This window comes from Flavobacterium sp. KBS0721, assembly GCF_002007065.3.
GTDB lineage: Bacteria > Bacteroidota > Bacteroidia > Flavobacteriales > Flavobacteriaceae > Flavobacterium > Flavobacterium piscis.
On sequence record NZ_CP042170.1, the window covers coordinates 1,890,720 to 1,913,052 of the forward strand.

Annotated in this window: 17 protein-coding genes; 15 read left to right on the forward strand and 2 right to left on the reverse strand. The window is 34.7% G+C overall.

What is annotated here, in order from left to right; genetic code table 11:
- Position 1: 1 nt before the first annotated feature.
- The gene (locus B0M43_RS08335) at positions 2–826 is read right to left on the reverse strand and encodes a universal stress protein (RefSeq protein WP_078006192.1); all 825 of its coding nucleotides are present in this window, start codon (positions 824–826) and stop codon (positions 2–4) included.
- Positions 827–1,001: 175 nt separating this feature from the next.
- Between B0M43_RS08335 and rimP the strand changes: the two genes are divergently transcribed.
- From rimP to B0M43_RS08355, 4 genes are all read left to right on the forward strand, one after another.
- Positions 1,002–1,466: a ribosome assembly cofactor RimP gene (gene rimP, locus B0M43_RS08340; RefSeq protein ID WP_065448130.1), complete on the forward strand. Its 465-nt coding sequence runs from the start codon at positions 1,002–1,004 to the stop codon at positions 1,464–1,466.
- Between the two features lie 13 nt (positions 1,467–1,479).
- Positions 1,480–2,727 (forward strand): transcription termination factor NusA, encoded by a 1,248-nt coding sequence (gene nusA, locus B0M43_RS08345; RefSeq protein WP_065448016.1) that lies wholly within the window; start codon positions 1,480–1,482, stop codon positions 2,725–2,727.
- 48 nt (positions 2,728–2,775) lie between these two features.
- Entirely contained in the window at positions 2,776–5,661 is a 2,886-nt protein-coding gene (infB, locus tag B0M43_RS08350) for a translation initiation factor IF-2 (protein WP_078006190.1), read from the forward strand.
- Positions 5,662–5,818: 157 nt separating this feature from the next.
- Positions 5,819–6,328 (forward strand): DUF4920 domain-containing protein, encoded by a 510-nt coding sequence (locus B0M43_RS08355; protein ID WP_078006189.1) that lies wholly within the window; start codon positions 5,819–5,821, stop codon positions 6,326–6,328.
- 287 nt (positions 6,329–6,615) lie between these two features.
- Here B0M43_RS08355 and B0M43_RS08360 read toward each other — a convergent pair whose 3' ends face one another.
- Positions 6,616–7,005, reverse strand: a complete 390-nt coding sequence (locus tag B0M43_RS08360; protein WP_078006188.1) for an SPOR domain-containing protein — start codon at positions 7,003–7,005, stop codon at positions 6,616–6,618.
- A 219-nt stretch (positions 7,006–7,224) separates the two neighbouring features.
- On the opposite strand from B0M43_RS08360, the gene B0M43_RS08365 reads away from it, so the two are divergent.
- The 11 genes from B0M43_RS08365 to queG all read left to right on the forward strand — a co-directional run bounded on the left by B0M43_RS08365 (position 7,225) and on the right by queG (position 22,123).
- Entirely contained in the window at positions 7,225–8,553 is a 1,329-nt protein-coding gene (locus tag B0M43_RS08365) for a c-type cytochrome (RefSeq protein WP_078006187.1), read from the forward strand.
- 32 nt (positions 8,554–8,585) lie between these two features.
- Positions 8,586–11,651, forward strand: a complete 3,066-nt coding sequence (locus B0M43_RS08370; RefSeq protein WP_078006186.1) for a TAT-variant-translocated molybdopterin oxidoreductase — start codon at positions 8,586–8,588, stop codon at positions 11,649–11,651.
- Positions 11,652–11,685: 34 nt separating this feature from the next.
- On the forward strand, positions 11,686–13,086 hold the full coding sequence (nrfD, locus tag B0M43_RS08375) for an NrfD/PsrC family molybdoenzyme membrane anchor subunit (RefSeq protein WP_055096849.1): 1,401 nt from the start codon (positions 11,686–11,688) through the stop codon (positions 13,084–13,086).
- Positions 13,079–13,603, forward strand: a complete 525-nt coding sequence (locus B0M43_RS08380) for a DUF3341 domain-containing protein (protein ID WP_065448006.1) — start codon at positions 13,079–13,081, stop codon at positions 13,601–13,603. Before nrfD ends, B0M43_RS08380 begins: the two co-directional genes overlap by 8 nt.
- 8 nt (positions 13,604–13,611) lie before the next feature.
- Complete coding sequence (locus B0M43_RS08385) at positions 13,612–14,157, forward strand: cytochrome c (protein ID WP_065448004.1); 546 nt, start codon at positions 13,612–13,614, stop codon at positions 14,155–14,157.
- Positions 14,158–14,184: 27 nt separating this feature from the next.
- Complete coding sequence (locus tag B0M43_RS08390) at positions 14,185–15,579, forward strand: quinol:cytochrome C oxidoreductase (protein ID WP_065448003.1); 1,395 nt, start codon at positions 14,185–14,187, stop codon at positions 15,577–15,579.
- 19 nt (positions 15,580–15,598) lie between these two features.
- A complete protein-coding gene (locus B0M43_RS08395; RefSeq protein WP_078006185.1) occupies positions 15,599–16,783 on the forward strand; it encodes a cytochrome c oxidase subunit II in 1,185 nt (394 codons plus the stop codon).
- Between the two features lie 31 nt (positions 16,784–16,814).
- Positions 16,815–18,617 (forward strand): cbb3-type cytochrome c oxidase subunit I, encoded by a 1,803-nt coding sequence (locus B0M43_RS08400; protein ID WP_065448000.1) that lies wholly within the window; start codon positions 16,815–16,817, stop codon positions 18,615–18,617.
- A 202-nt stretch (positions 18,618–18,819) separates the two neighbouring features.
- Positions 18,820–19,842 (forward strand): Holliday junction branch migration DNA helicase RuvB, encoded by a 1,023-nt coding sequence (ruvB, locus tag B0M43_RS08405; protein WP_065447998.1) that lies wholly within the window; start codon positions 18,820–18,822, stop codon positions 19,840–19,842.
- An 11-nt stretch (positions 19,843–19,853) separates the two neighbouring features.
- The gene (locus tag B0M43_RS08410; RefSeq protein ID WP_078006184.1) at positions 19,854–21,200 is read left to right on the forward strand and encodes a cytochrome P450; all 1,347 of its coding nucleotides are present in this window, start codon (positions 19,854–19,856) and stop codon (positions 21,198–21,200) included.
- Entirely contained in the window at positions 21,197–22,123 is a 927-nt protein-coding gene (gene queG, locus B0M43_RS08415) for a tRNA epoxyqueuosine(34) reductase QueG (protein WP_078006183.1), read from the forward strand. Before B0M43_RS08410 ends, queG begins: the two co-directional genes overlap by 4 nt.
- The last annotated feature ends 210 nt before the right edge of the window (positions 22,124–22,333 follow it).

The window sequence follows — 22,333 nt, forward strand, 5'->3', positions numbered from 1 at the left end:
TTTAAATCTTAAATGTGATTACAGGTCTTACGGCATGATTTACCAGACCTTCACTGATGCTTCCGTTAAAGAAGTGTGCGAAACCTGTTCTTCCATGTGTGCTCATCCCAATAATGTCTGCGTTTATACTGTTAGAGAAATTGATAATTCCTTTTTCGATGTTAGTATCGTTATAAATATGTGTTTGATAATCTGTCAGGTTAAACTCAGAAGTAAAATCTGTCATCGCTTTTTCTGCTGCATGGGTTGGTTTAAAACTGTTGGGTGTGCAAATTGTAACAAGATGTATTTTTGCTTCAAAAAGTTTAGTGATGCTTACGAATTTTTCAAAGGTTTTTTTTGTTTCGTCGGAAAAATCAGACGCAAAAACAATATTGGATATATTAAAATTTGGAATGTCTTTTTTGATCACTAAAACTGGGATTTCTGAGTTGCGAACTACTTTTTCAGTATTAGAACCAATTAGTAATTCTTCAATTCCTGATGAGCCGTGAGATCCCATAACAATTAAATCGATGTTATAGTCTTTGCTTACTTGTGAGATGCCATGGATAGGTTTGTCCATTTTTACAATTTCAGTTATCGAAATTCCGTCTAAATACGGTTTTGATGAGACTTCGTCAAGCATTTCATTGGCTTTTTTCATAAAAAGCATTGTTTCAGGAATGCTTGCTCCGCCTAATATTGCATCGTTCATTTGGCTTGGTAATTCAAGCATATGCAAAATGATAATTTCAGAATCGTTTTTTTTGGCAATTTGTGCAGCAACTTTTAAGGCATTTTCTGCGTGATCAGAAAAGTCGGTAGGTACTAGAATTCGTTTCATAGTTTTTTGGGTTAAATAATGTAAAATTCTGTTGTTTTAATGCTATTATAAAGATAAGAAATATTTTTAGAGCAATCTATTTATTTTGATTTATAAAAAAAACACTATATTTGCACCGTTATTTATTAAAATCTAAATAATGAGGGGACTAAGTGTCCCCTCTTTTTATAAAATTATGACATTTAAAGAAAAAGTAAACGGATTAATAGCAGAGGCTCTTTTAGAAAAGCCCTCAATCTTTTTGATTGATCTGGCTATCTCAGACTCTTTCAAGATTAGTGTAGGTTTAGACGGGGATAATGGAGTGGCGTTGCAGGATTGTATTGATGTAAGTCGTGCAATCGAGAATAATCTGGATCGTGAAGAACAGGATTTTTCGCTTGAAGTAGCATCGGTTGGAGTAGGATCGCCATTGAAAATGACAAGACAATACATAAAAAATATTGGTAGAACATTGATTGTTACTACAAATAATGAAAAAATTGAAGCAGAATTAGTAGAAGCTAACGATGTTTTTATAATTTTGTCTTGGCAGGCAAGAGAACCGAAAAAAGTAGGAAAAGGAAAAGAAACAGTTCAAAAAGAGCAACAAATACCTTATACAGAAATTAAAGAGGCAATTGTTACAGTAACATTTTAATTAAAGAATTCGCATGGAAAATTTAGCATTAATCGATTCATTCTCAGAGTTTAAAGATAATAAACTTATTGATCGTGTAACGCTTATGGCAATTTTAGAGGACGTGTTTAGAAATGCATTAAAGAAAAAATACGGTTCTGATGATAACTTCGATATTATCATAAATCCTGATAAAGGAGATATGGAAATATGGAGACGAAGAGTAATTGTTGCTGACGAAGATCTTGATTTTGAAAATGAAGAAATTACTTTGACTGAAGCAAGATTGATCGAAGCGGATTTTGAAATTGGAGAAGAAGTTTCTGAAGAGGTTAAATTGATTGATTTAGGAAGAAGAGCTATTTTAGCTTTGCGCCAAAACTTAATATCTAAAATTCACGAACACGATAATACCAATCTTTACAAGCAATTTAAAGATATTATTGGTGATATTTATACTGCCGAAGTGCACCATGTTCGCCCAAGAGTTGTAATTTTGGTCGATGATGAAGGAAATGAAATTGTGCTTCCAAAAGAAAAACAAATTCCATCTGATTTTTTCCGTAAAGGAGATAACGTTCGCGGAATCATTGAAAGCGTTGAATTAAAAGGAAATAAACCTCAAATTATTATGTCAAGAACTTCTGAGAAGTTTTTAGAGAAATTATTTGAACAAGAAATTCCTGAAGTATTTGACGGTTTGATCACTGTTAAAAACGTAGTGCGTATTCCAGGTGAAAAAGCAAAAGTAGCGGTAGATTCTTATGATGATAGAATTGATCCTGTTGGAGCTTGTGTTGGTATGAAAGGATCTCGTATTCACGGAATTGTTCGTGAGTTAGGAAATGAAAATATCGATGTAATCAACTATACAAGTAATATTCAATTGTTTATTACAAGAGCATTGAGCCCTGCAAAAGTTTCTTCAATCAAAATTGATGAAGAAAATAAAAGAGCCGAAGTTTTCTTGAAATTAGAAGAAGTTTCTAAAGCAATTGGTAGAGGTGGTCATAATATAAAATTAGCGGGTCAGCTAACAGGCTACGAGCTAGATGTTATCAGAGAAGGTGATGTTGCTAGTGGCGAAGATGATGACGTTGAATTAACTGAGTTTTCAGATGAAATTGAAGGCTGGGTTATCGAAGAATTTGCAAAAATTGGTTTAGATACAGCTAGAAGTATCCTGAAGCAAGAAGTAGAAGATTTAGTAAGAAGAACAGATTTAGAAGAGGAAACGATTCTTGATGTTATGAAAATACTAAAAGAAGAGTTTGATAGCTAGTTATCTACTCTAACAACACAACGAAAAAGGTAATAATAAAAAGGTTATATGTCTGAAGAGAGAGTAATAAGAATAAACAAGGTTTTAAGGGAATTAAATATTTCGTTAGAAAGAGCTGTTGATTATCTAAAAGATAAGGGAATTGCTATTGATGCAAATCCAAATGCGAAAATTTCTGATAGCGAATTTAATATCCTACAAAGCCAATTTGCGGGCGATAAGGGGAACAAAGAAGCTTCTAAAGAGGTGGGTGAAGAGAAAAGAAAAGAGAAAGAAGCTTTGCGTGTAGAGCGTGAAAAAGAAATTGAAGACAAACGCAGACAAGACGAAGAACGTCAAAAACAGCAAGAGGTTATAAAAGCGAGAGCAGTTGTAACCGGACCTGTTCAAGTTGGAAAAATTGATTTAAATCCAAAGAAACCTACTGTTGTTTCTCCTCCTGCTGAAGAACCAGTTAAGGTAGAGGAGCCAAAAGTTGTTGTTGCTCCAACTCAACCAGAAAAACCTGTTCAGAAAGAAATTGTACAACCTGAACCAGTGGTTCCTGTTGTTTCTGAAGAGAAAAAGGTGGAAAAGCCTATTATTACAGAGAAAAAAGAAGTAAAAGAAGTGAAAGCAGAAACTCCTAAAGTAGCTCAGGAACCAGTTGTTTCAACTGATCCGGCAACTGCCGAGGAAACGATCACTACACAATATCAAAAATTATCTGGAACTACTCTTACAGGTCAAACAATTGATTTATCTCAATTTAATAAACCTAAGAAAAAGAAAGAAGATCCAAAAATAACTCCTAATAAACCAGGAGCCCCAGGTGCAAATAATAACGCTAATAAAAATAAGCGTAAAAGAATTGCTCCTAAACCAGGAACTCCAGGTGCGCCAAAACCTGCTACAGGTCATGCGCCGGGAACTCCAAATCCTAATAAAATTACACCTAATGCCGGTGGTGGAGGTTTTAATGCAAACAGAAGTGCAAGACCAGGTTTTGTAAAAGGTAACCGTCCTGCAATTGTTGCTAAAGTTGAGCCAACTGAAGAGGAAGTAAAAAACCAAATTAGAGAAACTCTTGAAAAACTTCAGGGTAAAGGTGGGAAATCAAAAGCTGCTAAATACAGAAGAGACAAAAGGGATACACACCGTCAGAAATCTGATGAAGAGCAAAGAGCTATTGACGAAGGAAGTAAAACTATTAAAGTTACTGAATTTGTTACTGTAGGTGAAATTGCAATCATGATGGATGTGCCAATTACTAAAGTAATTGGAACTTGTATGTCTCTTGGAATCATGGTTACCATGAATCAACGTTTAGATGCTGAAACATTAACTATTGTAGCAGATGAATTTGGTTACGAAGTTGAGTTTATTACAGTTGATATCGAAGATGCTATTGAGGTAATTGAAGATAAAGAAGAAGATTTAGTAGTTAGAGCGCCAATTGTTACTGTAATGGGTCACGTCGATCACGGTAAAACATCTTTGCTGGATTATATTCGTAAAGAAAATGTTATCGCTGGTGAGTCTGGAGGTATTACACAACATATTGGAGCATACGGAGTAACTTTAGATAACGGTCAAAAAATCGCGTTCTTAGATACACCAGGTCACGAGGCGTTTACCGCGATGCGTGCACGTGGAGCTCAGGTTACCGATATCGCTATTATTGTTGTTGCTGCGGATGATGATATCATGCCACAAACAAAAGAAGCAATTTCTCACGCACAAGCTGCGGGAGTGCCAATTATATTTGCAATCAATAAAATTGATAAACCAAATGCGAATGTTGAGAAAATCAAAGAGCGTTTGGCTAGTATGAATTTACTTGTTGAAGATTGGGGTGGAAAAATTCAGTCACATGATATTTCTGCAAAAGTCGGAACAGGTGTAAAAGAATTATTAGAGAAAGTTTTATTAGAAGCTGAAATTTTAGATTTAAAATCGAATCCAAATAAAGCAGCTCAGGGAACTGTAGTTGAGGCTTTCTTAGATAAAGGAAAAGGATATGTGTCAACAATTTTAGTTCAACACGGAACTTTAAAAGTTGGGGATTATATGTTGGCTGGTAAGCATCATGGTAAAATTAAAGCTATGCATGATGAACGCGGACATATTGTTAAAGAAGCAGGTCCTTCGACTCCGGTATCCGTATTAGGTCTTGATGGCGCTGCAACTGCGGGTGATAAGTTCAATGTATTTGAAGATGAAAAAGAAGCAAAACAAATTGCATCTAAACGTTCTCAATTAATGCGTGAACAATCTGTACGTACACAACGTCATATTACACTTGATGAAATTGGACGTCGTATTGCACTTGGTCAGTTTAAAGAATTGAATGTTATTCTTAAAGGAGATGTTGATGGATCTGTTGAAGCATTATCAGATTCGTTCTCTAAACTTTCTACAGAAGAAGTTCAAATTAATATTATCCATAAAGGTGTTGGAGCAATTACTGAAACTGACGTTATGTTGGCTTCTGCTTCTGATGCGATTATTATCGGATTTAACGTTCGTCCTGCAGGAAATGCTAGACAACTTGCAGATAAAGAAGAAATCGATATCCGTTATTATTCTATTATCTACGCTGCTATCGATGACTTGAAAGATGCGATGGAAGGAATGTTGGCTCCAGAGATGAAAGAAGAAATTTTAGGAACTGCTGAGATCCGTGAGATCTTCAAAATTTCTAAAGTGGGTTCAATCGCAGGTTGTATGGTGATGGATGGTAAAATCATGAGAAGTTCTAAAATTAGAGTTATCAGAGAAGGAGTAGTGGTGCATACAGGAGAACTTGTTGCATTAAAACGTTTCAAAGATGATGTTAAAGAAGTTTCTAAAGGATACGATTGTGGTATTCAGATCAAAGGTTACAATGATATCGAAGAAAGAGATGTTATTGAAGCGTACCATGAAGTTGCAATCAAAAAGAAATTGAAATAATATTCAATAAATATATTTTAAAGTCCCAATGAAAATTGGGACTTTTTTTGTGGTTATATTTGTCTGTGAAAAGGCTTGCGTAGCTAATTTATATTTAAGAATAAGATATTTAAAATGTTTCAAATTTTAATATTATTTTTGGGAAAACTATTTTTGTATGAAACGATTAATATATGCTGTTGTTATTTTTATAAGTATTTCGAGTCAGTCTTTCTCTCAGGAAGCTGTAGAGAAAAAAGGACCACCATCGGGTAATGCTTTAGTTGGGGATTATTATGGTGCTGATGTGTCTAAAATATCTGAAGGTAAAGCAATTTCGATTAATGAATTAGAAAATAAACTAAAACGAGATAAAAAGGCAGATAATGTTACTGTAAAAGGAGTCGTTACTGATGTTTGTCCGAAAAAAGGATGTTGGGTGACTCTTAAAACAGTTGATGGTTCTTCGTTTTTTGTAAAAATGAAAGATTATGCTTTTTTTGTTCCTACAGCATTGAAAGGAAAAAATGTTATTTTAGAAGGGAATGCCGAAAAAGAAATAACATCTGTAAAGGAACTTAAACACTATGCTAAAGATGCTAAAAAATCGCAAGCAGAGATAGATGCTATTACGGTGCCAAAAGAAGAAATAAGGTTTCTGGCAAATGGAATAAAGGTGGTGAATTAGCCTTTGTATAGTAAAGCTTCAATGAAAATTGGAGCTTTTTTTTTTGTTGTTAATTGATGTGTGTTTTTTAAAGTTTCATATGGGTGTCTTAAGTATTGTATTAAGTTTTTAAGGGGTATTTTTGACTCCTGTGAGGATATTGCCGAGAAATTAATATTGGGTGTATTGTTTGAGTTAGCAAGGATAGGGGCTTGAGCTTTTTGTTCTTGTGAAATTAAAGACTTTGTATAGAATAAATAAAAAAAAGCGAGATATAATCTCGCTTTTTTTATGTTTGATAATTGCTTTTACTTGCCTGGTTTGATTAAAAAGACACTTTTGAATCTCTTTTTAATTTCGGCTAAATTACGTTCGGCCTCTATTCTTGTTTTGAAATTTCCTACCATTACTTTGTAGTTTGGTGTATTGAAAATTATTGTTCCGTCAATAGCACTAAATTCTCTTTTAAAATCCGATAACGTTTTCTTTGCTTCTTCGCTTTTACCGCTAAAGATTTGAATTTTGTAAGTATCGTTTGTATTTATTGACGTGTTAATTTTTCGTTTTTCACTCAACAATTGCTCAAATTTGGGATCTTGATTTACTATTAAATTTTGGTCTTGAGCATGAATATTATATGCTAAAGTGATCATTGTTAATGTTAAGAAAACTCTTTTTGAAGGGGTTAAAATTCTCATAATGTGATGGTTTTTACGCGAAATTACTATTTAAAGTTTGTATATAAAATTTTAATATTATTTAGAATTGATATAAATTGATATTTAAGAGTATTTTAAGGTTTTGAGAATAGTTCATAAGTCGTATTTTTGTGCAAGTTTTAAAAGAAGGTATTAGTTTTTCGTTGATTTGATATAGAAAAAATCATACCAAAAATTAGTAGATAATTATTATACTATATGAAAAAGGTGGGTAACCATAATTCGATCTCAAGAAAATTATTACTTAGCTTATCGCTAACGTTAATTTTCTCCCTAACTTCATTTGCTCAAGAAGCTGCTGCTCCGGCGGCGCCTGAAGCTGCTGCTCCGGCTGCTGCTGCAGGTGGTGATCCAGTAAAAGGGAAAGAACTTTTTAATGCAAATTGCGCTGCATGTCACAAATTAGATGCTAAGTCAACAGGTCCGGCCCTAAGAGGGGTTGCTGCCAAACACGATATGGCATGGATTTACAAGTGGGTGCATAACAGCTCTGAAATGATTAAATCAGGGGATCCTGTTGCAGTTAAATTATTTGAAGAGCACAACAAGTCAGTAATGACTTCTTTTCCTCAATTATCAACAGGTGATATTGATAACATTATTGCTTATACTTCTGAAGTAAAAGCTGAGCCTGCGGCTGGTGCTCCTGGAACTGTTCCTCCTGGGGAAAAAGTTGAAGGCGGTGGAATTTCAAATAACATTATCTTAGGAGCTCTTGCTCTTGTAATGGCTATCTTAGTGGTTATGTTGTTCATGGTGAACAAAGTATTGACTAAAGTAGCAAGTAATAATGGTATTGTAGTTGCTCCAAAAGAAGCGAGAACTCCAATCTGGAAAGCTTTTGCTAAAAACCAATTCCTGGTTTTAGTTACTTCTATATTCTTGTTGTTGGCAAGTGGTTATTTTGTTTATGCATACTTAATGCAAGTAGGTGTTGATCAAAATTATGAACCAATTCAGCCAATTCACTATTCTCATAAAATTCACGCTGGTGATAACGAAATCAATTGTAAATATTGTCACTCTGCTGCTCGTGTAAGTAAAACAGCTGGTATTCCATCTTTGAATGTTTGTATGAACTGTCATAAAAATATTTCTGAAGTTGCTGAAACTACTGCTACTCCTGAGTACAGCAAAGCATTTTACGATGCTCAAATCCAAAAATTATATGATGCTGTTGGCTGGGATAAAGCTAAGCAGGAGTATACTGGAAAAACGCAGCCTGTAAAATGGGTTCGTATTCATAATCTTCCTGATTTTGTTTACTTCAACCACTCTCAACACGTTAATGTTGCAGGAGTTGAATGTCAAACTTGTCACGGTCCAGTGCAGGAATTTGAGATCATGAAGCAATATTCTAAATTAACAATGGGATGGTGTATTGATTGCCATAGAAAAACTGATGTTAAGATGGAAGGTAATGCTTACTATGATAAAATTCATGCTGAACTTTCTAAAAAATACGGTGTAGAAAAATTGACTGCAGCGCAAATGGGAGGTTTAGAATGCGGTAAATGCCACTATTAATCGAATTATTAAGATTTTAATATTTATATACAATGTCATCAAACAAAAAATACTGGAAAAGTGTTGAAGAACTAGAGAATAGTTCTATTGTTGAGGCGCTTAGAAATAACGAATTTGTTGAAGAAATTCCTACTGAAGAATTCTTAGGAAATGCAGATGCTTTAGCTCAATCTGGAACTTCACGTCGTGACTTTTTAAAGTACGTAGGATTTAGTACTGCAGCGGTTACGCTTGCAGCCTGCGAAGGTCCTGTTCACAAGTCTATACCTTATGTGTTACAACCAGAACAAATCATTCCTGGAGTTGCTGATTATTATGCAACAACTGTTTTTGATGGTTTTGATTTTGCTAACTTATTAGTAAAAACTCGTGAGGGTCGTCCAATTAAAATTGATAACAATACTATTTCTGGATCTAAGTTTTCAGCCAATGCTAGAATTCATGCGTCTATCCTGTCATTATATGACAGTATGCGTTTGAAAGAGCCTAAATTGGACGGAAAAAATGGTAGCTGGTCTGCTGTTGATTTGAGAATAAAATCAAGTCTTGCTGAAGCAAAAGCAAAAGGCGGGCAAGTGGTATTGTTGACAAATACTTTAGCGAGTCCATCTACTGAAAAATTAATCGGTGAATTTATCGCTAAAAACCCTAATGCAAAACATGTTGTTTATGATGCAGTTTCTTCATCTGACGCATTAGATGCATTTGAAACAGTTTACGGTGAAAGAGCTCTTGTTGATTATGATTTTTCAAAAGCTTCTTTAATTGTTTCTGTTGGTGCTGATTTCTTAGGAGATTGGCAAGGTGGAGGTTATGATGCAGGATATGCACAAGGTAGAATTCCTTCAGGACCTACCGGATCTAAAAAAATGTCTCGTCACTTTCAGTTCGAATCAAACATGACATTGTCTGGAGCTGCTGCTGATAAGCGTATTCCTATGAGTACTGCAAATCAAAAACAAGCTTTAGTTCAAATTTATAACATTATCACAGGTTCTTCTGTTGCTGTTTCTTTAGATGCTAAATTTAAAGATGAAGCAACTAAAGCTGCTCAGCAATTAAAACTTGCTGGTTCTAAAGGAGTTTTAGTTTCTGGGATTGAAGATAAAAATGCTCAATTATTAGTTTTAGCTATCAATCAGGTGTTAGCTAGTGAAGCTTTTACTACTGTAGGTACAAGACAAATTAGAAAAGGATCTAATGCGGTTGTATCTCAATTGGTAAAAGATATGAATGCTGGAAGTGTTCATACTTTAATCATGAGCGGAATTAATCCGGTTTATACATTAGCTGATTCAGCTTCTTTTGTATCTGGATTGAAAAAAGTAAAAACGTCAGTTGCTTTTTCTTTAAAAGAAGATGAGACTGCATCTATAACAACAATTGCTGCTCCGGTTCCTCATTATTTAGAGGCTTGGGGAGATGTTGTAATTACAAAGGGAACTTATAGTTTGACTCAGCCAACTATTCGTCCTATATTTAATACAAAACAATTTCAAGACGTTTTATTATCATTAAACGGAACTCCTGGAAACTTCTATGATTATATTAAAGCTAATTCGGCTTCAGTAATTGCAGGTTCTTCTTGGAATAAAGTTTTACATGATGGTGTTTTTGTAATTGGTTCATCGGCTTTATCTGCCGGATCTATTGATTATGCTGCTGCTGCAAGTGCCGTTGCAAATTCAAAATCTGCTGGAGAGTTCGAGTTAGTATTATATACTAAAACAGGTATGGGAGATGGACAACAAGCTAACAACCCTTGGTTGCAAGAGTTTCCTGATCCAATCACAAGAGTTTCTTGGGATAACTACGTAACTGTTTCTAATGCTGATGCTAAGAAGTACAACTTAACAAATGAAATTGTTGCTAACGGAGGTTTAAACGGAAGTTATGCTACAATTACTACTGCTGATGGTTTAAAATTAGAAAACGTACCGGTTATTGTTCAGCCAGGACAAGCAGTTGGTACAGTTGGTTTAGCTTTAGGTTATGGTCGTAAAGCGGCTTTAAAAGATGAAATGCAGGTAGGTTTAAATGCTTACGCTTTATATAAAAATTTCAAAAGTGTGCAATCTGTTACTATTGCGAAAGCAAATGGAGTTCATGAGTTCGCTTGTGTTCAGGGACAGAAAACATTAATGGGAAGAGGAGACATTATTAAAGAAACGTCTCTTAAAACCTTTAATTCTGAGGATCCGGAACATTGGAACGAACAACCAATGGTATCTTTAGATCACGAAGAAGTAAAAGCTACAACTGTTGATTTATGGGAATCATTTGATCGTTCTACAGGACATCACTTTAACCTTTCGATTGACTTAAACGCTTGTACAGGTTGTGGAGCATGTGTAATTGCATGTCACGCTGAAAACAACGTGCCAGTTGTAGGTAAAGCAGAAGTAAGAAGAAGCCGCGATATGCACTGGTTGCGTATTGACAGATATTATTCTTCTGAAAGTACTTTTGAAGGTGATAACGAAAGAAAAGAGAATATCGCTGGTTTGTCTAGTTCATTATCTACATTTAATGAAATGGAAAAACCTGGAGATAATCCACAAGTATCTTTCCAGCCAGTAATGTGTCAACACTGTAACCACGCACCGTGTGAAACAGTTTGTCCGGTTGCTGCAACATCTCACGGTCGTGAAGGTCAAAATCATATGGCATACAACAGATGTGTTGGTACTCGTTACTGTGCAAACAACTGTCCGTATAAAGTACGTCGTTTCAACTGGTTCTTGTACAACAAAAACAGTGAATTCGATTACCACATGAATGATGATTTAGGACGTATGGTATTGAATCCAGATGTAAACGTTCGTTCTCGTGGAGTTATGGAAAAATGTTCTATGTGTATTCAAATGACACAGGCGACTAAGCTAAAAGCTAAAAATGAAGGTCGTCCGGTTGCTGATGGTGAATTCCAGACAGCATGTTCAAATGCTTGTTCTTCTGGAGCAATGATATTTGGTGATGTTAATGATGCTGAAAGTAAAGTGGCTAAATTAGCTGCTGATGATAGATCATACCACTTATTAGAGCATGTTGGAACAAAACCTAATGTGGTTTACCATGTTAAAGTTAGAAATACTTAGAATAAATTATTAATTAAGAAACATATAAAGGATTATGTCGTCTCACTACGAAGCACCCATTAGAAAACCTTTAGTTATAGGTGATAAATCTTATCACGATGTAACTGTAGATGTAGCTGCACCTGTTGAAGGTCCGGCAAACAAACATTGGTGGATTGTATTTTCAATCGCATTAATAGCCTTCCTTTGGGGGTTAGGTTGTATTATTTACACCGTATCTACCGGTATTGGAACATGGGGATTAAATAAAACAGTTGGTTGGGCCTGGGATATCACGAACTTCGTTTGGTGGGTTGGTATTGGTCACGCCGGAACATTAATTTCTGCGGTATTATTACTTTTCCGTCAACGTTGGAGAATGGCGATTAACCGTTCTGCAGAAGCTATGACTATCTTCTCGGTAGTTCAGGCAGGTTTATTTCCAATTATTCACATGGGACGTCCATGGTTAGCATACTGGGTTTTACCTATACCAAATCAATTTGGGTCATTATGGGTAAACTTTAACTCACCATTGCTTTGGGACGTTTTCGCAATTTCAACGTATCTTTCAGTATCATTGGTTTTCTGGTGGACTGGTTTATTACCTGACTTTGCAATGCTACGTGATAGAGCAATAACACCTTTTAATAAAAGAGTATATTCTATCCTAAGTTTTGGATGGAGTGGTAGAGCTAAAGATTGGCAGCGTTTTGAAGAAGTATCTTTGGTATTAGCTGGTTTAGCTACTCCTCTTGTGCTTTCTGTACACACGATTGTATCGATGGACTTTGCTACTTCTGTAATCCCTGGATGGCATACAACAATCTTCCCTCCGTACTTCGTTGCAGGAGCGGTATTCTCAGGATTTGCAATGGTAAACACATTGTTGATCGTTATGAGAAAAGTTTCTAACCTTGAAGCATATATTACACTACAACATATCGAGTTAATGAATATTGTAATCATGATTACAGGTTCTATCGTAGGGGTAGCATATATCACTGAGTTATTCGTAGCTTGGTATTCAGGAGTAGAGTATGAGCAGTATGCGTTCTTGAACAGAGCTACCGGACCTTACTGGTGGGCATATTGGTCTATGATGACTTGTAACGTTTTCTCTCCACAGTTTATGTGGTTCAAGAAATTAAGAACAAGTATCATGTTTTCATTTATTATTTCGATTGTTGTAAACATCGGAATGTGGTTTGAAAGATTCGTAATTATTGTTACTTCTTTACATAGAGATTACCTTCCATCTTCTTGGACAATGTTCTCACCAACATTTGTTGATATTGGAATTTTCATCGGAACGATTGGTTTCTTCTTCGTATTGTTTTTATTATACTCTAGAACATTCCCTGTAATTGCTCAGGCAGAGGTAAAAACAATTTTGAAAGGAACAGGAGATAATTACATTAGAGAAAGAGCAAATAAAGATACACATCATGAGTAATAAAGTAATATACGCCATTTATAATGACGATGATATTTTGATGGATGCAGTAAAGAAAACCAGAGCTGCTCATCATCATATTGAAGAGGTTTTTACTCCATTCCCAGTTCACGGATTGGATAAAGCAATGGGTTTAGCACCAACAAGATTAGCAATTTGTGCATTTTTATATGGATGTGTTGGTATTTCTGTTGCAACAACCATGATGAGTTATATCATGATTCATGACTGGCCACAAGATATTGGTGGAAAACCAAGTTTTAGTTTCATTCAGAATATGCCTGCATTTGTGCCAATTATGTTTGAAATGACAGTATTTTTTGCTGCCCACTTAATGGTTATTACTTTTTATATGAGAAGTAGATTGTGGCCATTCAAACAAGCTGAGAATCCTGATGTAAGAACAACAGATGACCATTTTTTAATGGAAATTGCCGTAAATGATAACGAAGCAGAACTAGTTTCTTTTTTCGAAGGTACAGGAGCTGTTGAAGTTAAAGTAATTGAAAAGAATTAATTGTAGCTATGAAAAGGATATATAAAATAACACTTTTAGTTGGTATAACTATTTTAGTTTCATCATGCCACAATACTTCGGCACCAAACTATCAGTATTTCCCTAATATGTATGAGTCTTTGGCATATGAGCCATATTCAGAGGCAAAGATATTTAAAGGAGGAAAAGAAGGACAACTTCCTGCAGAAGGAAGTATCAATAGAGGTTTTGAGCCTTATGAATATGAAAATTCAACTGCTGGTTATGAATTGGCTAAAGCTAATTTAAAATCACCTTTGGATTCTATCGAAAGAAATTCCGGAAAGGGAAAAGAACTTTTCGAAATTTACTGTATCAGTTGTCATGGTGCAACTGGAAACGGTAAAGGTAAATTGGTTGAAAGAGAAAAATTTCTTGGAGTACCTAGCTATAAAGACAGAGAAATCACTGAAGGAAGTATCTTTCACGTTGAAACTTATGGTTTAAATGCAATGGGTTCACATGCAAATCAATTAAGTGCCCACGAACGTTGGTTAGTTGCTGACTATGTTCTAAAACTAAAAAGCCAATTATAATTGTTGAACAAACTGATCGTAATAGATATGTATACATTTTCAAGTAAATTAAAAACTTTTTCTATCATCCTAATGGCCCTTGGTATATTAGGAATTGGATATGGTTTTTTAACTGCTCCTAAAGATATTCAAGAAGTTGAGAAAATTCTAGCTGCAGATGCACATGGTTCTCATGGTGCTGCACATGAAGCAACAGCAGAAACTTCACATCAAGAAGCTGGACATCACGAGGCTGCTGAAGCTTCACATGATTCGCACAAAGGTGGTGAGCATGCAAAAGTTAATGCTGCTGATGAGCACGAAAAACATTTAACTCACGTATTGCACCAATTGCAAAATAAGCCTTGGTCAGCTTTATACGTAGCTTGTATTTTCTTCTTGCTGCTTTCTATGGGAACTTTAGCATTTTATGCTATTCAACAAGTTGCTCAGGCAGGTTGGTCTCCGGTTTTGTTTAGAGTTATGCAAGGGATCACAGCTTATTTGCCTGTAGGTTCTGTTATTTTCTTTATCATTTTAATTCTTTGCGGATTACACTTTAATCACATATTTGTATGGTTAGGTGAAGGAGTTACAGATCCTAATAGTCCAAATTATGATAAAATTATTGCTGGAAAAGCAGGTTACTTAAACTTTCCTTTCTGGCTTATTAGAGCAGCTATATTTTTAATTGGATGGAATTTATATAACTACTTTTCAAGAAAAAATTGTTTAGCTCAGGATGAGGCTAATGATGATCTTTACTACAAAAAGAACTTTAAGCTAACTGCTGGTTTCTTAGTTTTCTTTATTGTGTCTGAGTCTATTATGTCTTGGGACTGGATTATGTCGATTGATCCACACTGGTTTAGTACATTGTTCGGATGGTATGTATTCGCATCTTTCTTTGTAAGTGGTATTACTGCAATCGCATTAGTTACTGTATATTTAAAGTCAAAAGGATATTTAGAATATGTAAATACAAGTCACATTCACGATTTAGCAAAATTTATGTTTGGTATTAGTGTTTTCTGGACTTATTTATGGTTCTCTCAATTCATGTTAATCTGGTATGCTAATATTCCTGAAGAGGTAACATACTTCGTAACAAGAATTCAATTATACAATTTGCCATTCTTTGGTGCTGTAGTTATGAACTTTGTGTTCCCATTATTAATATTAATCAATACAGACTTTAAACGTCTTAGCTGGGTAATTGTAATGGCAGGTGTTGTTATCTTACTAGGTCACTATGTAGATTTCTTTAATATGATTATGCCTGGTACAGTTGGAGATAAATGGTTTATTGGAATTTCTGAAATTGCATCTATACTTTTCTTCTTAGGTTTGTTTATTTTTGTAGTGTTTACTGCATTAACTAAAGCTCCTTTGTTAGCAAAAAGAAATCCTTTCATTGAAGAAAGTAAACATTTTCATTATTAATATTTAAAGAAGTAAACAGATGACAAGTTTGTTGGTAATTATAGTTTTAGTTTTATTAGCAGTTGCATTATGGCAATTGACCAAGATATTTGATCTTACTCAAGTGGGATCTTCTTCGGACGATTCTCAGGTTGCATCAGATAATGATAATAATGTTCAGGGATATGTTATGTTTGGCTTTTTAGCTTTCATATATATATTTACTATTTACGGTTTACTAAAATGGGGTAATTTAGCACTTCATACTCCTGCTTCAGAGCACGGATTGTTGGTAGATAATTTAATGAATATTACTTGGGTTTTAATTTTTGTAGTTCAGTTTATTACACAAGGATTATTGTATTGGTTTTCTTTTAAAAACAGAGGACACAAAGATAAAAAAGCTTTATTCTTTGCTGATAGTAATAAATTGGAAGCGATTTGGAGTATTATTCCATCTGTAGTTTTAGCTTGTTTAATTCTTTATGGATTGTACGCTTGGAACAATATCATGTTTGTTGATAAAGACGAAGATGTAATTGAAATTGAATTATACGCACAACAGTTCAAATGGACTGCAAGATATGCGGGTAATGATAATGTTTTAGGAAAAGCTAATGTTCGTTTGATCGAAGGTATTAATACTTTAGGTGTTGATATGTCTGATAAAAACTCGGCTGATGATATTGTAGTTTCTGAATTGCATATTCCAAAAGGTAAAAAAGTACATTTCAAAATGCGTTCTCAGGACGTATTGCACTCAGCTTATATGCCTCACTTTAGAGCGCAGATGAACTGTGTTCCAGGAATGGTTACGGAGTTTGCTTTTATTCCAACTTATACAACTGCTGAGTACAGAGAGTTGCCGTTTATGGTTGAAAAAGTTGCAAACATCAACAAACTTAGAGCTGAAAAAAGCGTTGAGTTAGTTGCTAAAGGAGGTACAGCTTTAGATCCTTATACATTTGATTATTTATTATTATGTAATAAAATTTGTGGAGCTTCTCACTACAACATGCAAATGAAAGTGGTTGTTGATACTCCGGAAGATTATAAAAAATGGTTAAGCGAAAAAACTACTTTAGCTCAGGATATTAAAGCGGCAGCAGCTGCTAAAGCACCGACTGAAGGAGCAGGGGCTACTACAGATAGTACAGCTAAAGATACTGTTAAAGCGGTAATTGATACCGTGAAAGCAGCTATAGCTAAAGTTGCTATGAAATAATATTTATTAAGAAAATTTAAAGTACACATATATGTCAGCAGAAGCGCACGGTCACGATCACGGACACGATCACGAGCACGAACATCATCATAAAGAAACGTTCATTACTAAATACATTTTTAGTATTGATCATAAAATGATTGCTAAGCAATACTTAATTACCGGTATCATCATGGGTATTATTGGTATTGCAATGTCCTTGCTTTTTAGAATGCAATTAGCATGGCCAGAGGAGTCTTTTAAAATCTTTAATGTTTTATTAGGAGATAAATTTGCACCTGATGGTGTAATGGCAAATGATATTTATTTGGCTTTAGTAACAATTCACGGTACCATCATGGTATTCTTTGTACTAACGGCTGGTTTAAGTGGTACTTTTAGTAACTTACTTATACCACTTCAAATTGGAGCAAGAGATATGGCGTCTGGATTCATGAACATGATTTCGTACTGGTTATTCTTCTTGTCTGCTGTGATTATGTTGTCTTCTCTATTTGTTGAAGCTGGACCAGCTTCTGCGGGTTGGACAATTTATCCTCCATTAAGTGCTTTACCACAAGCGATTCCAGGATCTGGAACAGGTATGACTTTATGGTTAGTTTCTATGGCTATCTTTATTGCATCTTCTTTAATGGGATCTTTAAATTACATCGTAACGGTTATCAACTTAAGAACTAAAGGAATGTCTATGACTAGACTTCCACTTACAATCTGGACATTTTTCGTAACAGCGATCATTGGTGTTATCTCTTTCCCTGTATTGTTATCAGCTGCGTTATTATTGATTTTTGACAGAAGTTTTGGTACTTCATTCTTCTTGTCTGATATTTATATCGCAGGAGAGGTTTTACATTACCAAGGAGGTTCTCCAGTATTATTTGAGCACTTATTTTGGTTCTTAGGACACCCAGAGGTTTATATTGTAATCTTACCAGCAATGGGACTTGTTTCTGAAATTATGGCTACGAACTCTCGTAAACCAATTTTCGGATACAGAGCGATGATTATGTCAGTTCTTGCAATTGCATTTTTATCAACAATTGTTTGGGGTCACCACATGTTTATTTCAGGTATGAATCCTTTCTTAGGATCCGTATTTACCTTCACAACTTTATTGATTGCAATTCCGTCTGCTGTAAAAGCGTTCAACTGGATTACAACTTTATGGAAAGGTAACTTACAATTCAACCCTGCAATGTTATTCTCTATCGGAATGGTTTCTACTTTCATCACTGGAGGTTTAACCGGAATCATCTTAGGAGATAGTACTTTAGATATTAACGTTCACGATACTTACTTTGTTATTGCTCACTTTCACTTAGTAATGGGGATCTCTGCACTTTACGGAATGTTTGCTGGTATTTACCACTGGTTCCCTAAAATGTACGGAAGAATGTTAAACAAAAACTTAGGTTACATTCACTTTTGGGTAACTGCAGTTTGTGCTTACGGAGTTTTCTTCCCAATGCACTTTATCGGATTAGCTGGTTTACCAAGACGTTATTATACAAATACAAACTTCCCATTATTTGATGATTTACAAAATGTGAATGTTTTAATTACAACATTCGCTCTTGTAGGAGGTGCGTTCCAATTAGTATTCTTGTACAACTTCTTTAGTAGTATTTTCTACGGTAAGAAAGCAGTTCAGAATCCATGGAAATCAACAACATTAGAGTGGACTACTCCTGTAGAACATATCCACGGTAACTGGCCTGGAGAAATTCCTCACGTATACCGTTGGCCATATGACTACAGTAACCCAAATCACGATGTAGATTTTGTACCTCAAAATGTACCGATGAAAGAAGGTGAAGAAGTTTTACATCACTAAAAATATTTAAAAAAGACCATCTGAAAAGAGGGTCTTTTTTTTGTATAATATCTAAATGATTAATAAATTCCAATATTTTAAAATTCCAACAATACTAACATTGTTGGAATTTGGAATTTTCTATTTAGAGCTTTTGGAATTTCCTTTTTTTATTTGAAATTTATCTATTTTACAAACTGATTACTTTGTCTATCTTTGTAAAATGAATGAGAACCTCGATCCCACTACAAATGGGTACAATCCAGAAGAATTAGATCTTGAAAAAAGATTACGTCCGCTGTCATTTGATGATTTTGCCGGGCAAGATCAAGTTTTAGAGAATTTAAAAGTTTTTGTTGCTGCAGCCAATCAGCGTGGTGAGGCACTTGATCATACACTTTTTCATGGACCTCCCGGATTAGGAAAAACAACTTTAGCCAATATTCTGGCAAATGAACTTGAAGTAGGGATTAAAATTACCTCTGGTCCTGTTTTAGACAAACCTGGTGATTTAGCTGGTTTGTTAACGAATCTTGATGAAAGAGATGTTTTATTCATTGATGAAATTCACCGTTTGAGTCCAATTGTAGAAGAGTATTTATATTCGGCAATGGAAGATTTCAAGATTGATATTATGATTGAATCCGGACCAAATGCCAGAACGGTACAAATCAATCTGAATCCATTTACATTAATTGGTGCTACAACCCGTTCAGGATTGCTGACCGCTCCAATGCGTGCCCGATTTGGGATTTCATCACGATTACAATATTATACTACAGAGCTTTTGACTAGTATTGTCGAAAGAAGTTCTTCTATACTTAGAATGCCCATCTCCTTAGATGCCGCTATAGAAATAGCAGGCAGAAGCCGTGGTACACCTCGTATTGCAAATGCTTTATTACGTAGAGTACGTGATTTTGCACAGATAAAAGGAAACGGAACTATCGATCTTGAAATTGCTCGTTATGCCCTAAAAGCACTGAATGTTGATGCGCATGGATTGGATGAAATGGATAATAAAATCCTGTTGACCATAATCAATAAATTCAAAGGCGGACCTGTTGGACTTTCGACTCTGGCAACTGCAGTTTCTGAAAGCAGCGAGACGATTGAAGAAGTTTATGAACCGTTTTTGATTCAGGAAGGTTTTATCATGCGTACACCGCGTGGTCGTGAAGTAACGGATAAAGCTTATAAACATTTAGGTAAATTAAACACTAACATTCAGGGTGGATTGTTTTAATTCTGATCAAAATGTCTGAAAATAAAAAATATAATTATCCAACCAGACTTTCAATATTGAGATTCTTTTTGGATGCAGAAGGAGTACGTAAAAATCCGATTCCTTTTCATAAAAGATATTTTGATCAGTTCGGCGATTCTTTTTCTCTTAAAATTGGTGTTTCAAAACATATAATTTTATCCAGAGATAATGAAGTTGCACAGTATATTTTACAGAAAAATCAAAAGAATTATCATAAATCAAAATTTCAATCGGTATACCTTTCAAAATATTTAGGAAAGGGACTTTTAACTGTTGATGGAGATTTTTGGTTGAAACAAAGAAGATTAATTCAGCCTGCATTTCATAAACAAAAAATGAATCAATTGGTTGAAAATATGAATCAGACTATTGCTGCAGAATTAGAAGATTTAGTAGAAGAAAAACCAATTGATCTTTTTCCTGTAATGAGTCAGTTAGCTTTTAATGTGGTAGCGAAGTCATTATTTCAGCTTTCGATTTCAGACGAAAAATTAAACAGAATAAAATTCATTATTGAAGAAGTCCAGAATTTCTTGATCAAAGAAATTAGACTTCCGCATAAAGCATGGTGGTTTTCATTAAGCGGTCAAGTAAAAAAACATCTGGAACTGGCTGAAGAAAATAATAGTATTATTCAGGGAATTATTGAAGAAAGAATGACTTCGAAAGAAGAAATTAATGATTTGCTCAATATGCTTTTGGAAACCCGATATGAAGATACAGGAGAGGGGATGTCTGTTAGTCAGTTGGTAGATGAAATTAAAGTTTTGTTTATTGCCGGACATGAAACCACAGCAAATGCTTTGACTTTTACACTGCATCTTTTAGGAAGAAATCCTGAAGTACAACAAAAGGTTTTTGATGAGATTTTAGCAATAGCATCTCAAACAAATGATCTTGTCGAGCAGCTACAGAAAATGACATATACTAATGCCGTTTTAAATGAATCAATGCGCTTGTACCCGCCTGCGTGGATTACCGACAGACAAAATGTTACTGATGATACACTTGCCGGTTATCATATAAAAAAAGAAACTCTTATTGGTGTTTCTTTCTACGAATTGCATCGAAACCTAAAATATTGGGAAAACCCGGATGAGTTTAATCCCGAACGATTTCTTGGAGAGCAGAAAAAACTTTCCATGCAATATTTTTATCCCTTCGGTGCCGGACCCAGAATGTGCATCGGAGCGGGATTTGCTATTTATGAAATGTGTTTGACCATCGCTCAAATTGTAAAAAAATACAAGATTATATCCAGTACAGATACAGTTCTGTTCAATCCTTTAATTACATTAAAACCAGTTGGAGTAGAAGTTTCATTTTCGAAAAGATGAGCATTAATGCAAAAGAGACATATTCGAATTTTATAAAATCAGAAGCAAAACGCCTCGGTTTTCTTTCTTGTGGAATTTCTAAAGCAGGATTTCTGGAAGAAGAAGCTCCACGTCTTGAAAAATGGCTCAGCAATAATCATCATGGTCAGATGGCCTACATGGAAAATTATTTTGACAAACGCTTAGATCCAACTTTGTTAGTTGATGATGCCAAAAGTGTTGTTTCGCTTTTATTAAATTATTATCCCGAAGAAACTCAAACTGAGGATAGTTTTAAGATTTCAAAATATGCTTATGGTCAGGATTATCATTTTGTAATCAAAGAGAAACTAAAAGAATTTTTGCATTCTATTCAGGAAAATATAGGCGATGTTTCAGGTCGCGCTTTTGTTGATTCGGCACCTGTTTTAGATCGTGCCTGGGCGGCCAAAAGCGGCTTGGGATGGATAGGTAAAAGTGGCAACCTTCTAACTCAAAAAGTAGGTTCTTTTTACTTTATTGCTGAACTTATTCTTGATTTAGATTTAGAGTACGATCATGCTACAACAGATCATTGTGGATCTTGTACTGCTTGTATTGATGCTTGTCCTACTCAGGCAATTGTTGCTCCTAATATTGTTGACGGAAGCAAATGCATCTCTTACTACACCATTGAACTCAAAGAAAATATTCCTTACGAAATGAAAGGAAAATTTGACGAATGGATGTTTGGTTGTGATACCTGTCAGGACGTTTGCCCGTGGAATCGCTTCTCAAAACCTCATTCAGAACCTTTATTTAATCCAAATCCGGAACTGCTTTCTTTTTCTAAAAAAGATTGGATTGAGATTACGGAAGAAACTTTTCGTGCTGTTTTCAAAAACTCCCCTATTAAAAGAACCAAGTATGAAGGCTTAAAACGAAATGTAAGATTTTTAGAATAGTATTTAAAAATTAAATTACATTTTTCTTATTTTAAGAATCTTTATTTTGAATATCATTTGTAAGATTTTTTGCATTTTTATCTTGTTTTTATTTAAAAACAGACAATATGATAAAAAATTAAGAATTTTCTGCTGTTTTGTTATGAAATAGTTAAGTTTTTTGCGTCTTCAGGTTAATTTTTGTCGATAAAAAGTGTAATTCAACGTTTA